Source organism: Rhodococcus (subgen. Prescottella) equi (genome assembly GCF_003013675.1).
In the GTDB taxonomy this organism is placed as follows: Bacteria; Actinomycetota; Actinomycetes; order Mycobacteriales; family Mycobacteriaceae; genus Prescottella; species Prescottella equi.
Window position 1 is genome coordinate 4,802,730 of record NZ_CP027793.1, and the last position, 15,060, is coordinate 4,817,789.

Consider the following 15,060-nt stretch of genomic DNA (forward strand, 5'->3'; position numbering starts at 1 on the left):
GTGACGGCTACTTCGCGATCCCCACGTGGCGAATATCGAACAGCCCGTTGTTCACCCAGGCGATTCCGTCGATGTCCGTGACCTTGTCGGTCGCGACGGTCGCATTGGTGAGGTTGCAGATCGGTACGAACATCGCCTCCTCGAGGGTCTGCTCCGCGATGTCCTGGTACATGGGTGCGCGCTCGTCCTGCGACAGAGTCGGGTTCGCGGCCTTCGTGGCGAGTTCCTTGATCTGCGAGTTGCCGTTCGACAGATCGTAGGGTCCCGTGATGTACGTGCTGACGGTCTCGGCCGGATCGACGCGCGGCGTGAAGCTGTTGGCGACCATGGACTGGAAGTCACCGGCCACGTATCGCGGTTCGTTCTGGCTGTTGGGCACCGGGTTGAGTTCGGCGTCGAGCCCCGCCGCCGCGAGCATGGACTGGATGACGTTGGCGGGCTTCTCCGTATTCGTGCCCGCGCCGAAGGTCAGCGTGATCTTCGGGGCTCCACCGACGCCCTGGACGAGGCTCTTGGCCTTGTCCAGATCGAAGGCGTACGGGTACTGGTAGGAGTCGTCCGCCGCCCAGCTGCCGGCCGGGAACAACTGCTGCCGAGGCGTGCACGTGTCGGAGAACAGGGCGCTGACGGCGGCCGGATCGATCGAGTAGGCCACGGCCTGACGCACTTCCGGCTTGGCCAGATCACCCTGCGCCCGCATGTACACACCGAGGACGTTGCGGAACGAGACCTCGTCGACCGCGAGGGTGCCGCTCTTCGCGAGCGACTGTGCCTCGACGACCTCGTTGGCGGAGCTGACCCAGCTGATGTCGACGGCGCCGGTCTTGAGGCCGTTCAACCGGGTGCTGGCATCGGGCATCGCCTTGATCTCGATCTTGGCCACCTTGCCGGCGTCCGGATCCCAGTTGGTGCCCTCGGCGCGTACGAGCGTGAGCGACTCCTCAGGCACATAGGAAGCGACCTCGTACGCTCCCGATCCGCTCTTCCCGGGATCGTTGCGGATGTCCGTGCCGGCCTCGATGAATTTCGGGCTGATCATCATTCCCGCGTTGTTACTGAAGACGCCCGGCAGCTCGACGCCCGCGCCCGGCGCCAGCCGCAGCCGTACCGTGTGCTCGTCGACGATGTCGGTGCCCGTGATGCTCTTCAGCGCAGCCACCACCGTGCTGCCTTCCATCGTCTGGCCGCGCTCGATGTTGGCGACCACCGCGGCTGCATCGAACGGGGCACCGTCGTGGAACGTCACACCCTTGCGCAGCTTCAGTTCCAGGTACGAGCCGTCGGGAGCGAACTCCCACGACTCCGCAAGCCCGGGTTCGAGATTGCCGTCGGCGTCGACCACGGTCAGCCGGTCGAAGATGGGTGAGAGGTAGCCGTAGCCACCGACGCTGGTCTGCAGGTACGGGTCGAGATTTCGGGACGGTGCAGCCGTCGCGACCCGCAGGGTCGCGGACGTGTCGAGTTCGCCGGAGTTACCCGACGATGTCGGCGAGGACGACGCCCCGCCACCACAGCCGGCCAAGGCCACCGCGGCAACCGCTACCGCCGCCAGGTTCCGCGACCCACGAATCCACTTGTCCCTCATTGTGTGTCCTCTCGAAGATCCGCGACCGGATCACCGATCACGTTGACGCGCATGTGCCGTATCGAGTTGCAGCAGGCGATCCACCTACCCGACTGTCGTGCAGTTCGGACGGTCCGCGCCGAGTCGAGGCGTCGTCTCGACGCTCTCGAAAACCAAGCAGCATCGTGTGATTCCGATCTCACGCTGCTGTGATGACAATAACAGCACTCAACGCTCGTTGTGCAAGCGGAAACCGCAATATGGACACTCATCCGCGCAACCAGCGTCTCGCGCCCGAGATCCCGGCCCGGACAGCGCTGAGCCGGTACGCACCCACACGGTGTGTACCGGCCAGTTTCTCTTGGTCACAGCACTTTTCGAGAAGACGGCTACTACAGAGTAGCCAGAACCTCCACCCGCTTGACCTTGCCGGTCGCGTTGCGCGGCAGTTCCTCGCCCCGGAGGATCCACCGACTCGGAACCTTGTACCGCGCGATCCGCTCGGTCATGTACACGGACAACTCCTCTTCCGTCACCGGCGCATCGGAGTCGACGACGACGACCGCACAGACCTCCTCGCCGTAGTCGGCGTGCTCGGTCCCGACAACGATGCACTCGCGTACCGAGGGATGCTCCACGAGCACGTCCTCGACCTCGGCGGGATACACGTTCTCACCGCCGCGGAGAATCAGATCCGAACGGCGGCTGCTGATCCGGAGATACCCGTCCTCCATCGTCCCCAGATCACCGGTAGCCATCCAGCCGGTCTCGTCGATGGTCGCCGCGGTCGCCTCCGGGTTGTTCCAGTAGCCGAGCATCACCAGCGGACCCCGCAGGTAGATCTCGCCCTCCACGCCGTCCGGCACCGGCCGGCCGACCTCGTCCCGCACCTCGACCCGCATCGTCGGCACGGCCGTACCCACGGTGTCCGGCCGTTCCGCCAGGTCCGCGGCCGTCGCCAACGTGGCCGCCGACGACGACTCCGTCAACCCGTACGTGGTACCCAGCGACCGCCCCGCGGCCGGCAACACCTGCCGCAGTCGCTCCTTGAGCGCCGCGGACGACGGCGCCGAGCTCACCGAAATCGTCTGCAGTGACGACAGATCGTATGCCGACAGGTCGTGTTCGACCAGGCGGCTCACCATCGTCGGGACGGCACCCCAGTTCGTCAAGCGCTCACGCTCGATCAACCGCAGCACCCGATCGATGTCGAACCGGCCCGTGGTGATCACCGCGGTGTCTCCGAACGCCAGCCGCGGAACCGCCAGGTTGTGCAGCGCCGCGATATGGAACAGCGGCGTCGCCAGCAGGAACCTGCGCGCGCCGGGCGGCCGCCCCAACTCCGCCGCCAAGGCGTCGTTGAACCGGTGGAAGTCGACCGCGGCCACCATGTTCCGCTGCGAATGCGTCGCACCCTTCGGCCGACCCGTCGTCCCGCTGGTGAACAGGATCACCGCGGGATCGTCCTCGCCTACGTCCGGCACCGGAAGTTCCGCGCCCGGCTGCGCGGTCGACAGCGCGGGGATGTCGACCTCGGTCGAGAGCGCGGGGACGTCCACCGCACCCAGCAGCTCCCGCCGCGGCCCGTCGGCCACGATCAGCTTCGGTTCGGAAAGTTCGACACCGTAGGCGATCTCCCGCGCCGACCACAACGAATTCATGCCGACCGTGATCGCGCCGAGCGCCGTGGCCGCCCAGAACGTCATGATCCACTCGGCGTTGTTCGCCGAGAGGATGGCAACCCGATCGCCCTCGCCTATCCCGTACCGCGTCCGGAACTCCTGGGCGAGCGAGGCCACCCGAGCCAGATGCTCGGCGAAGGTGAGGCGCAGCTCGTCGCACACCAGATACTCGGCATCGCCGTAGCGAGCCGACTCGATCAGCAGCTGATGCAGCGATCGGTGCCGGTTGCGGAACACCGGCATCGCCGCGCCGCGCACCGGCTCCGGGGCGATCTCGAAGGCCGCACCCGGCGCCGTCAGCCGCGCGACGGCCGCCGCACGCGCATCGGGTACTGGACGAATCTCGGACATCACTGCACCTTTCCGGGGAAGGATCGTTCGGGGCCGGCCGGCGTGGGTCAGCGGATCGTGAGCTGGCCGCCGTCGACGTTCCAGGACTGGCCACTGACCCACGCCGCCTGATCACTGGCCAGGAAGACTGCGGCCCAGGCTACTTCGCGAGGACGGCCCGCGCGCTGCAACGGAATGTTGGCTTCGACGTACCGCTGCCAGACGTATGCGGGCCAGTCGTCGAGACGGCTGGTGGAGGTGACGCCCGGACACAGCGCGTTCACCCGGATCCCGGAGCGACCGAGTTCCTTGGCCATCGACGACGTCAGCGACTGGACCCCCGCCTTGGACGCGGCATAGGCGGCGGTGTCTGCGCCGCCGGTCTTTCCGCCGATCGACGAGATGTTGACGATGCAGCCGCCGGCGCCTCGCTCGACCATCGCCCGCGCGAAGGCCCGGCTCATGAGGAACGTGCCCCGCAGGTTGACCCGGAGCACGCGGTCCCAGACGTCGACGTCCAGCTCGGTCACCGGGACTCGGTCGCCGCCGCGGGAAGCGGCGGCGTTGTTGACGAGGACGTCCACGCCCCCGAACTCCGCCTGGACCTGCGCGAGTAGGGAGTTCACCGAATCCTCGTCGGCGACGTCCGCGACGACCGCGGTCGCCCGGCGTCCCAGCGCCCGGATCTCGTCGGCGACGGATTCGATGTCGCGCCAGCCCGCGGCCTTCTCCTCGTCGGTGAAGCGGTCCGGCGTGCGTCCCGTGCCGGTGACGACGACATCGCAACCGGCACGGGCGAGTTCGACGGCGATCTCCCGGCCGATCGAGCGCATCCGCCCGGCGCCGGTGACGACCGCGACCTTCCCGTCGAAACCCGTGAGCTGGGCGGGCATCAGATGCGCTCGACGATCGCTCCGGTTGCCATCGCACCGCCGGCGCACACCGCGACCAGTGCGCGTTCGCCGTCGCGGCGCTCGAGTTCGTCGATCACCGCGCCGATCAGCCGGACGCCCGACGAGCCGACCGGGTGACCCAGGGCGATCGCACCGCCATTCACGTTGAGCCGCTCCTCGTCGACACCGTGCACGCGGGCCATCGACATCGGGACCGCGGCGAACGCCTCGTTGACCTCGAACAGGTCGATGTCCTTGACCGACAGGCCGGTCCGGCCCAGCAGGTACTCGGTGGCCTGCACCGGACCGTCGAGCAGGAAGTGCGTCTCAGCACCGATCAGGCACTGCGCGACGATCCGGGCACGCGGGCGCAGACCGAGCTCCCGGGCCCGGGTCTCGTCCATCAGCACCGCCGCGGCGGCGCCGTCCGAGATCTGCGACGACGTACCTGCGGTGTGCAGACCACCGTCGAGAACCGGCTTCAGCTTCGCGAGCGCCTCGAGCGAGGTCTCCCTCAGCCCCTGATCGCGCGACACCTCGGCGGGAGCACCACCGTCGGTGCCGGGCGCCTTCACCGGGATGATCGCCCGGTCGAAGCGGCCTTCCGCCCACGCCTGCGCTGCGCGCTGCTGCGAGCGCAGACCGAACGCGTCGAGATCCTCACGCGTGAATCCACGCCGACGGGCGATTCGGTCGGCACCCTCGAACTGTGCCGGAATGTCCACGGCCCAGCCCGGCGGCTTGGGGCTGCCGACATCGCCCTTGATGTTCGACAGCAGCGGAACCCGGGACATCGCCTCGACGCCGCACGCCAGACCGGCGTCGATGACACCGGCCGCGATCTGTGCCGCGATCAACTGCACCGACTGCTGACCCGAACCACACTGGGCGTCGATGGTCGTCACGCCGGTCCGCTCCGGCAGGCCCGCATGCAACCACGCATTGCGGCTGACGTTCGACGCCTGCTCTCCGGCCTGCGTGACGCAGCCGCCGATCACCTGTTCGATCAGGGCCGGATCGAGGTCCAGGCGTTCGAGGATTCCGGACTGCACCGCACCCAGCAACTCCGCGGCGTGCAGTCCCGACAGCCAGCCACCACGTCGACCGATCGGAGACCTCGCCACATCCACGATCACCGGGTTACCCATTGCAGTCCTCCTCGAGCAGGCATCAGTGTGGAACGCGATTCTTGATACCGATGAATTCGATTCCGTTGTGGCGGGAGTCTCACTGGGTGGTAATCGCCTCGATCGAAACCGTGTTCTGATCATCGGATGTCGCCGGGCGCACGTGGGACCGGTCGAGGTCCTGGATGTCGCGCACCCCGAGGAGGGTCAGTCCGCGCGCGATCTCCTCGCGCAGGATCGTGAGCACGTGTTCGACGCCGCGCTCCCCGGCGACCGCCATGCCGTACAGGCACGGGCGGCCGACGAGCACCGCGTCGGCCCCGAGGGCGAGCGCCTTGAGCACGTCCGTGCCGCGGCGGATGCCGCCGTCGAGCAGCACCTCGGCGCGTCCGGCGACGGCGTCGGCCACCGCGGGCAGCGCCGCGACCGACGGCACGCAGCCGTCCAGTTGGCGGCCCCCGTGATTCGACACGACGACGCCGTCCAGTCCGAGGTCCACCGCGCGTGCCGCGTCCTCGGGCCGCAACACCCCCTTGAGGTGCACGGTGCCGTGCCAGTTGTCCCGCATCCAAGCCACGTCGTCCCAGTTCAGCCGCGACTGGACGAGCTGGCGCTCCTGGATCTCGATCGACGCGAGTGCCGCGGTCACACCGTCTCCGGACGCGAGGTTGCGCCCGCCGATCCGCCGATGCTTCACGACGTCGTAGGCCCACCGCGGATGACGCGAGATGTCGAGCAGCCGACGCGGGGTGAGGACGGGCGGGACGCCCATCCCCTCCCGCCTCTCGCCCTCGCGGTTCCCGACGGCCGGGACGTCGACCGTCACGAACAGGGACCGGAATCCGGCCGCCCACGCGCGGCGCATGAGAGCCGCGGCGACGCCGCCCGAACCGGGGTACAGCTGGAAGGCGTGCTTCTCGCCGGCGGCGTCCGCGATCTCCTCGACCGACCACGTCGACGCCGTGCTGACGACGCACCGGGTGCCGACGCGCTCGGCGGCCCGGATCGCGTCGAGGTCGCCGCTCCACCGGGTGAGTCCGTTGAATCCCGTCGGCGCCGTCAGTACCGGCATCGAGACCGGCAGTCCCGCAACCCGAGTGGACAGGTCGTGAGTGTCGTGCCCGGCCAGGACGCTCGGCACCAGCCACCAGTCGTCGAACGCCGACCGGTTGCCGGCCACGGTGCGCAGGTCGTCGGCACCGCCCTCGATGTACGACCACACCATGCGCGGGAGCTTGCGGCCCGCGGCGCGACGGTAGTCCTCGACGCTGAGCGGTTCTCCGGATGCGCGCCACTGCCAGTCGAATCCGAAGGCCCTCATCCCGACACCACCGCCCGGGACGGAGCGACGTACGCGGCGATCTTGCGTGCGGCCGCGGCCCAGCACCGGTCGAGCACGTCGTCGGTGATGCCCGCGGCATGCGGCGTCACCACCACGCCGGGTGCGGTCCACATCGGATGCTCGACGGGGAGCGGCTCGGGATCGGTGACGTCGAGGATCGCATGCACCCGCCCACACTCCCCGAGAAGGGCTTGTGTGTCCACGAGTTCACCGCGTCCGGCGTTGATCAGCACCGCATCGTCCTTCATCGCGCCGAGGAACCCCGCATCCACGAGGTGCACCGTCGAATCATCCAGCGGCAGAGCCAGGATCACGACGTCCCGGTCGCCGAGCACCGCCCGGCCCTGCGTGAAGTCCACGACACCCGCACGCGCCGTCCGGCCGACGAGGGTGACCGTGCAGCCGAACGGTTCGAGCCGTCGTCGAAGGTTCTCACCGATGTCGCCCGCCCCGAACACCAGGACGCTCCGACCCGACAGTGTCCCCGTGCGGTGCGCCTCCCACTGCCGGTCCCGCTGCTTGGCCCGGTAGCCCGCGAGATCCCGGACGTGGGCGAGCAACTGCGCGACGACCCACTCCGCGACCGCGCCGCCGTGGGCCCGGTCCGCGTTCGAGACCGTCACGCCCTCGGGCACGACTCCGGTCCAACGTTCGACTCCCGAACTGAACAGCTGCACCATCCGCAGGCACGGCAACCGGGCGAAGAGGGAACCCGCCCCGGCCGGATCGAGGCCGTTCGCGACGAGTATCTCGGCATCGGCCGCGCCGTCCGGGACCTGTGGGCACTTCGGGTCGTACACCACCGCGCTCACGTGCGGGATGCCTGCGAGTGCGGCCACACCGCGCGCGTCGGGGACGAGTACCACCGTGCGCGTCATCGGTCGGCGTCGCTGTCCGCGCGGCGGGCTGCCACCCAGCCGAGGATGTCGGCGGGCCAGATGGGCCGTGACTGCCGCCGGTAGTGCTCCCACGTGGCCTCGAGCACTTCGGATTCGGTACATCCGGCGAGCAGTTCGGCCCAGTAGTACTCGTCGAGCCGCTCTCCCGGCGGCCGTCGCTCGACACCGGAGATGATCCGGATGACCTCGCGGCAGGTGAAGATGTCGGCAGGACGGGCCGCGGCGCCGGGCTCGGGCTCCGCGCCCGAGCCCTCCGCCACGTCCGTCGTGAACGTCTCGGTCATCGCGGCCGCGACAGGATCTTCTGCGCGAGGACGGGATCGGCCCGCATCTCCTTGCGCACCGCGGCCTCCCAGAAGCCGTGGAAGCCGTTGCCGTCGTTCTTCAGCTGCCGGTCGAGCCACCAGTCCGGCAGCGACGTCTTGTCCGGTCCGCCGGCGACACGGACCATCCACGCGTTCTTGCAGCGCTGTTCGAGCGCCACCGCGCGGAGGAAGACCGCCTTGGCCGTGTCGGCGATGACGAAGACGCCGTGCCCGCCGAGCAACGCCCGGTCGGCGTCACCGATCGCGCGGACCGCCTTCTCGGCTGCCTCCATGCTGTTGACGGCGCCGTCGTACTCGTCGACGAGAACCACCTCGCCGCCGCCCAGGCTCGAACTCTGGTCGTACGCGGGCGGCACCTCCTTGATGTCGCCCCACACCGTGCCGTACTCGGAGTGGTTGTGCAGCGCCCACACCACTTCGGGACGGGCGTTGTGCAGCGCGAGGTGCAGCGGGATCCCGAGCGGTACCGGCCAGTCGCCCTCGATCAGGTTGCCCTGCAAATCGATCCGCAGCAGATCGTCCGGACAGACCTCTTCCCACGTCAGCAGCCACGGGTTGCACAGCAGGGTGCCGTCACCGAGGTTGTAGGTGATGTGGCCGGCCAGGTGGTCGCGGTACCCCTCGTTCCAGAGGGTGCGGCCGAGCATGACCATCTCCTCCCGGGCATCGAGTTCCGGGATCAGACGGTCTGCGGTGGGTGTGAATTCCAACGAAGTATCTCCTCTCGTGATGCGAGGCGCGACGGCCTCGGTTGACGCTCAGTCGAGTTCGCCGCACCGCCACGGTTCGAGGAACTCTGCGATCGCACGCCCGACGTCGTCGGGAGAGTCGTCGATGAAGAAGTGCCCGCCCGGGAGGGCACGGCCGGTGACGTCGCGGGCGAATCGCCGCCAGACGTTCAGCGGATGCTCGCGCCGGGTGAGCGGTCCCCGGTCACCCCACAGGACGAGCACCGGGCACGGGATCCGGCGACCGGCGTCGAGTGCGTCGTGCTCGAGGTCGACGGACGCGCCGGCGCGGTAGTCCTCGCACGTCGCGTGCACCACCGCCGGATCCCGGAAGTGGGACTTGTAGTGCTCGATGTCGTCCGCGGACATCGAGGTGCCGGCCCCGCCCGCCAGGCCGAGCACGTTGTCCATCCACGCGTCCGGGTTCGCGTCGATGAGCTGTTCGGCCAGCGCGTGCGGCCGGATCAGGAAGAACCAGTGGAAGTACATGGTCGCCAACTGCCGGTCGGTGGTGGCGTAGACCTCCGAGGTCGGCAGGATGTCGAGCAGGGCGGCCTGGACCACCCGATCGGGGTGATCGAGGCACATGCGGTGCACCACGCGCGCACCCCGGTCGTGGCCGGCGACCGCGAAGCGCTCGAACCCCAGGCTGCGCATGACTTCCACCTGGTCGCCGGCCATGGCCCGCTTGGAGTACGTCGTGTGGGCGTCGTCGCCCTCCGGCTTGCTGCTGTCGCCGTAGCCCCGCAGGTCCGTCGTCACGACCGTGAAGCGGTCGGCCAGAGCGTCCGCGACCCGCCGCCAGACGCGGCGGGTCTGCGGGTAGCCGTGCAGCAGAAGCAGCGGAGGGCCCGAACCGACCACCCGCGTGGCGATCTGCACTTCGCCCACGTCGACGAGCAAGCCGCTACCCCTCAGTCCCGGGGGAGAACGATCTCGGGCAACGGGTGCCGGTACAGCTTGGCGGCGTTCTCGCTGCACATCATTCGCATCTCGTTCGCCGGGATGTCGCCCCAGTAGTTCTCGAGAACGCTCTGCGTGTGCGGCCACGTGCCGTCACCGTGCGGGTAGTCCGTCTCGAGCATGATGTTCTCGACCCCGATCACGTGGCGCAGCGCGATGGTGGACGGGTCGTCGAGCGTGCAGAACCAGAAGTTGCGACGCAGGATGTCCGCCGGACGCTCGTCCCAGCCGAGGCCGTAGCCGGACCGGTCGATGATGTTGTCCAACCGGTCGATCAGCATCGGCACCCAGCCGATGCCGCCCTCGCTCATCGCGATCTTCAGCGTCGGGTGATCCTTGGGGTAGCCCGACCACAGCCACTCGCTGCATGCACCGAGCGAGAGCTGGCCGAACATGGTGGCGCCCAACTGCAGTCCCGGCGCGCCCTGCGGGTACTGGTACATGCCCGAGCTGCCGACGTGCAGCGAGATCACGGTGTCGGTGTCGACGCAGGCCTGGATGATCGGATCCCAGTGATCGCGATCCCACAGGGACGGCAGACCGATCGCGTGGGGACGCTCCGGGAAGGTGACCGACGTGAAGCCACGCGCCGCGTTGCGCTCGATCTCCTTGACCGCCTCGACCGGATCGGTGAGGTAGGTGATGCCACCGGGGATCACGCGGGTCGGGTACTCGAGGTGCCACTCGTTGTAGATCCAGTCGTTCCACGCGCGCACTGCCGCGATGCCGACCTCCTTGTCGGACGCGTGCGCGAAGACCCGGCCACAGAACCCGGTGATCTGCGACGGGAAGTTGAGCATCGCCCAGATGCCGCCCTTGTCCATGTCCTTGACGCGGGCATGGATGTCGTAGCACCCCGGACGCATCTGGTCGAAGCGGAAGGGCTCGTACTTCACCGATTCCTTGCGGCGGCCGGCGACGGCATTCATGCCCACCTGCGAGTAGATGTTGCCGTCGAACTCCCAGACCTGCGAGCCGTCCTCGCCCTCGAGGATTTTCGGGCCGCGGTCCTTGAGCGACGCGGGCATCCACGTCTCGAACAGGTGCGCCGGCTCCACCACATGGTCGTCGACGGAGATGACCGTGTACTTGACCTCGGCCGGTTCCGGCTCGGGGTTGAAGAGTTCGGGATCGAGTTCCTGGTTGACAGCCGTCACGGCACGCTCCTTCGCGAGATCGCGTCGACGAGGCTTCGATGGGGCACCTTGCCGACGTAAGTATCACTATGCGATAGTGAGTATCACTTGCAGACACACAGTAGGGGTGATCCACATCTCAGTCAAGACACTGGGCACCCTCGCGCGCGGACTCCGCGTCGTCGAGGCCGTCGCCGAACACCAGCCGATCGGATTGACCGAACTCTCCCGCGTCCTCGACGAGGACAAGAGCGCACTTCAGCGCACGCTGGCGACCCTGCACGACGCGGGATGGATTCGCCCGCTTCCCGATTCCCCTCCCCGCTGGGAGGTGTCGACCAAACCGTTGATCGTCGCGGGCCGCGCGCTCACGTCGTCCCCGCTGCCGGTGCGCGCCCGCGCACTGCTGGGCTCGCTGCGCGACGCGACGGGCGAGACGGCCCACCTGGCGGTCCTCGACAACTCCACGATCGCCGTCGTCGACGTCGCCGAGGGCAAGCAGATCGTCCGAACGACACTGCAGGTGGGACAGATCCATCCGGCCGGAACGAGCGCCGCCGGCCGCGCCATCTGCGCCCTGCTCGACCCGGACGCCCGCGCCGACGTCACGCCCGACCCGGCGACGCTCCTCACCGACGACGACTACGCCGAAATCCGCGCCCGCGGCTGGTCGCTGTGCGAGGGCGCCGTGCAACCCGGTTCGACGAGCATCGCCGCCGCGGTCACCGACTCGACGGGACTCCCGGTCGGCGCGGTGATCGTGAGCGGGCCGGAAACCCGGCTCACACCGGACCGTTACGCCGAGATCGGCGCACTCGTGCGCGACGTGGCCGCCGAACTGAAGGGGGCCCGCCAGCGCTGATCAGCCCGCGATCCGCGTGCCACCCATTGCCATCGTGACAATCGCCATTGTATGGTTCAGCTAACAGTAACCGACCGTCACACACAGATGGCTCGCCGCGACCGCGGCGATGACAGGAAGAGGGGGCGTCATGACCACTGCGATTCCGTCGACCCGCACGGCACCACCGGTGTCCGATCGCGAGGAGACCGCGCGGCGCCTGCTCGCCTCGTCCGCCCGCAAGTCGTACGACCCCATGGTCGAAGTGGACTGGAACGCGCCGCTGCCCACCGACAAGTTCGGGCTCACCCCGGAGTGGAGCACGCTGTACGGCACCGCACTGTGGGACGAGATGACCGACGAGCAGAAGATCGAGCTCACCAAGCACGAGGCCGCGAGCGTCTCGAGTGTCGGCCTGTGGTTCGAGATCCTGCTCATGCAGATGCTCCTGCGCGACGTCTACGGCCGCGACAAGCATTCGCGCCACGTGCAGTTCGCGCTCACCGAGGTCGCGGACGAGTGCCGCCACTCCGTGATGTTCGCGCGCGCCGGCGAGAAGTTCGGGATGCCCGACTACGGCCCGATCACGTTCATCCACCGGGCCGGCCGACTGTGGGGCGGGCTGTTCCGCGGCGCCAACGCGTACGCGAGCGTCATGGCGGCCGAGGAGATCCTCGACATGATGCAGCGCGACTTCATGAAGGACGAACGCGTCCAGCCGATCACGCGCACCGTCAGCAAGATTCACGTTCTCGAGGAGGCGCGGCACATCCGCTTCGCCCGCGAAGAGGTCACACGCCGCCTGCAGGGCGCTTCCCGTGCCCGCCGCGCCTTCGAGCGCGTCAGCACCGCCGCAACCGTCTACTTCGTCATGAAGAGCATGATTCACCCCGACGTGTACGTGAACGCCGGTCTCGACAAGGAGCGCGCACTCGAGGTCGCGCGCACCAACAAGCACCACCACGACAAGATCCGCACGTCGGGTTCGAAGCTCATGAGCTTCCTCGACAGCGTCGGCCTGGTCGGCGGGCCGTCCAAGGTGCTGTACAAGAAGGTCCACCTGCTCTGACGGGCAGGGTCACGGCGCGAGTGCGCGGTGTGCGAGCAGGGGGAGGTCCCGCGCACCGCGCATTTCGCGTCTTCCGGGTCGATTACCGTCGTGCGGCGGGCCGACTGCATTCACCCGATACCGCCTGACGCGACCGAGACGCGCCGCCGCTCGTTACGGTGACGTTTCCGGTTCGCCCACCGGACCGACGGTCGTGCCCACCACGCCACCTCCCGTCGATACTCGGCTCCTCTCAACGGGTTCACCGGACCCGACTCACCGAGACCTGGAGCCGCCATGACGACCGAAAGCCCACCCACCCCCGAGTGTCTCGCCGTGACCTGCGCGAGCGGCGTCGCCACCGTCACGATCGATCGGCCTCCCGCCAATGCGTTCGATCCCGCGTTGATCGCCGAACTGCTCTCCGTCCTTCCTCCGCTCGCCGCCGATCCCGACGTCCGCTGCATCGTCGTGCGCGGGACGGGTCGATTCTTCGTCGCCGGTGCCGACATCCGCGTCATGCGTGAGCTCACCGAGGAGACGCAGCGTGCGATGCGGCCGTGGACCGATGTGCAGAAGCTCCTCGAGTCCGCACCGAAACCCGTTGTCGCAGCGCTGAACGGACATGCGCTCGGCGGCGGTGCGGAACTCTCCCTCGCGTGCGACGTCCGGGTGATGACGCAGTCGGCGACCATCGGCTTCCCGGAGATGGGGCTCGGGCTCTTCCCCGGCGCCGGTGGCAGCCAGCGACTGCCCCGGCTCCTCGGAGCGCATCGCGCGAAGCTCCTCATGATCCAGGGGGCACGGCTCTCCGCCACCGAGGCCCTGGACATCGGCCTGGTCGACGAGGTCGTCCCCGACGACCGATTCGATTCCCGCATAGACGAACTCGCAACCGAGTTGGCCGCGAAACCGACGCGCACGATCGGGATGCTCAAGCACATCGTGGAAGCAGGCCGCACGCTTGCGCTCGACGAAGCGCTCGATGTCGAATTCGCCGCCGTTCTCGAACTGATCCGTACCCGCGACACCGCCGAAGGACTGCAGGCCTTCCTCGACAAGCGGGCACCGTCGTTCACGGGCCGCTGAGCGCGCACCGATCCCCCCACCACGAAGGAAACCCATGACATCCAGATTCCGGCGCCGCGCACTGGCCGCCGTCGCGGCACTCGCCGCAGTGACCGTCGTCGCCACCGCATGTTCCCGGCCGGCGTCCGAGTCGGCGGCGTCCGCCCCCGACGGGCTGGTCCGCATCTCGGTCGGCGTCGATCCGTCGTACGCACCGTTCTTCGTCGCCGAGAAGGAAGGCCTGTTCGAGGCCGCCGGCCTGAACGTGCAGATCATCCAGACCGAGGGCGGCGCCGCGAGCGCCCAGAACGTCGTGGCCGGCACCTCCGAGATGTCCGGCAACGCCGATTCGACCGCGTTGACCGTGATGGCCGCCAACCCGAGCCTGCGCGCACTCGGTGTCTACGAGGAATCCGACCGCTACTTCCAGGTGGTGCTCCGCCCCGGCGTCACGCCGCAGTCGATCAAGACCATGGGCGTGTTCCCCGGTATCGGCCTGTACTTCACCGACGCCTACCTGCGCAGTGTGGGCCTCGACCCGGCGGCTGTGAAACTGGTGAGCACCAGCCCGCCGGAACAGCCGGCGCTGCTCGCCCGCGGCGACATCGACGGCTTCATCTCGTTCGATCCGTGGGTGGCGCAGGCCGTCGCCACCGGGGGCCGCGTCGTCGGTACGAGCGGTGACTTCGGCGCCCGGTACTCGCAGTGGCTGCTCACCTCGGAGTCGTGGCTGGCCGCGAACGAGGAGCTGGCGGCCCGGGTCTTCGCGGTGGTCGCCGACGCGGCCGCGATCGTGAACTCGGACCCCGACCGCGCGGCCGCGGCGATCTCGTCGGCGATCCAGATGGATCCGGCGGAGGCGAAGCGCACGGTGACCCAGATCGACTTCGTCGGACGCGACTTCACCCCCGACGACACGGCCCGCGCCGACGACCTGGTCACCTTCTTCCGCGACCAGGGCAAGATCACCGGTTCCGTCGACACCGACACGGTGATGCTGCACGGCTGGGTGTCCGAGCACACCGACACCGAATGATCGATCCGTTCTGCCGGCCGGATCGCGCCCGGTTCGGTCAGCAGAACGGAATCGTTTCCCGGGGCCCGGCATCGCCA

At 68.6% G+C, this 15,060-nt stretch carries 14 protein-coding genes; 4 read left to right on the forward strand and 10 right to left on the reverse strand.

Translation table 11 applies throughout. From position 1 onward, the window contains the following. Positions 1-7: 7 nt before the first annotated feature. From C7H75_RS22215 to C7H75_RS22260, 10 genes are all read right to left on the reverse strand, one after another. Positions 8-1,585: an ABC transporter substrate-binding protein gene (locus C7H75_RS22215; protein ID WP_013417385.1), complete on the reverse strand. Its 1,578-nt coding sequence runs from the start codon at positions 1,583-1,585 to the stop codon at positions 8-10. A gap of 371 nt (positions 1,586-1,956) precedes the next feature. Continuing rightward, positions 1,957-3,597: a steroid-24-oyl-CoA synthetase gene (casG, locus tag C7H75_RS22220; RefSeq protein WP_041674462.1), complete on the reverse strand. Its 1,641-nt coding sequence runs from the start codon at positions 3,595-3,597 to the stop codon at positions 1,957-1,959. Between the two features lie 47 nt (positions 3,598-3,644). Beyond that, positions 3,645-4,469 carry an SDR family NAD(P)-dependent oxidoreductase gene (locus C7H75_RS22225; RefSeq protein WP_106851847.1) on the reverse strand — a complete coding sequence of 275 codons (825 nt, stop codon included), beginning with the start codon at positions 4,467-4,469 and terminating at the stop codon, positions 3,645-3,647. Beyond that, complete coding sequence (locus C7H75_RS22230) at positions 4,469-5,617, reverse strand: steroid 3-ketoacyl-CoA thiolase (protein ID WP_013417388.1); 1,149 nt, start codon at positions 5,615-5,617, stop codon at positions 4,469-4,471. Before C7H75_RS22230 ends, C7H75_RS22225 begins: the two co-directional genes overlap by 1 nt. 79 nt (positions 5,618-5,696) lie before the next feature. Beyond that, the gene (locus C7H75_RS22235) at positions 5,697-6,917 is read right to left on the reverse strand and encodes an alpha-hydroxy acid oxidase (protein WP_106852058.1); all 1,221 of its coding nucleotides are present in this window, start codon (positions 6,915-6,917) and stop codon (positions 5,697-5,699) included. Further along, positions 6,914-7,816 (reverse strand): NAD(P)-dependent oxidoreductase, encoded by a 903-nt coding sequence (locus tag C7H75_RS22240; protein ID WP_106851848.1) that lies wholly within the window; start codon positions 7,814-7,816, stop codon positions 6,914-6,916. The genes C7H75_RS22235 and C7H75_RS22240 overlap by 4 nt, the downstream gene beginning before the upstream one ends. Then, positions 7,813-8,121 carry a hypothetical protein gene (locus tag C7H75_RS22245; RefSeq protein ID WP_005517236.1) on the reverse strand — a complete coding sequence of 103 codons (309 nt, stop codon included), beginning with the start codon at positions 8,119-8,121 and terminating at the stop codon, positions 7,813-7,815. The genes C7H75_RS22240 and C7H75_RS22245 overlap by 4 nt, the downstream gene beginning before the upstream one ends. After that, positions 8,118-8,873, reverse strand: a complete 756-nt coding sequence (locus C7H75_RS22250; protein WP_005517234.1) for a class II aldolase/adducin family protein — start codon at positions 8,871-8,873, stop codon at positions 8,118-8,120. Before C7H75_RS22250 ends, C7H75_RS22245 begins: the two co-directional genes overlap by 4 nt. A gap of 48 nt (positions 8,874-8,921) precedes the next feature. After that, on the reverse strand, positions 8,922-9,794 hold the full coding sequence (locus C7H75_RS22255; RefSeq protein ID WP_081122226.1) for an alpha/beta fold hydrolase: 873 nt from the start codon (positions 9,792-9,794) through the stop codon (positions 8,922-8,924). An 11-nt stretch (positions 9,795-9,805) separates the two neighbouring features. Next, positions 9,806-11,011, reverse strand: coding sequence for an amidohydrolase family protein (locus C7H75_RS22260; RefSeq protein WP_022598244.1), 1,206 nt, complete (start codon positions 11,009-11,011; stop codon positions 9,806-9,808). A gap of 106 nt (positions 11,012-11,117) precedes the next feature. Between C7H75_RS22260 and C7H75_RS22265 the strand changes: the two genes are divergently transcribed. The 4 genes from C7H75_RS22265 to C7H75_RS22280 all read left to right on the forward strand — a co-directional run bounded on the left by C7H75_RS22265 (position 11,118) and on the right by C7H75_RS22280 (position 14,983). Then, entirely contained in the window at positions 11,118-11,852 is a 735-nt protein-coding gene (locus C7H75_RS22265; protein ID WP_005517231.1) for an IclR family transcriptional regulator, read from the forward strand. A gap of 130 nt (positions 11,853-11,982) precedes the next feature. Beyond that, positions 11,983-12,900, forward strand: a complete 918-nt coding sequence (locus tag C7H75_RS22270) for an AurF N-oxygenase family protein (RefSeq protein WP_005517230.1) — start codon at positions 11,983-11,985, stop codon at positions 12,898-12,900. A gap of 276 nt (positions 12,901-13,176) precedes the next feature. Then, on the forward strand, positions 13,177-13,968 hold the full coding sequence (locus tag C7H75_RS22275) for an enoyl-CoA hydratase/isomerase family protein (protein WP_022598246.1): 792 nt from the start codon (positions 13,177-13,179) through the stop codon (positions 13,966-13,968). 34 nt (positions 13,969-14,002) lie between these two features. Continuing rightward, entirely contained in the window at positions 14,003-14,983 is a 981-nt protein-coding gene (locus tag C7H75_RS22280; protein WP_084847714.1) for an ABC transporter substrate-binding protein, read from the forward strand. Positions 14,984-15,060 lie beyond the last annotated feature (77 nt).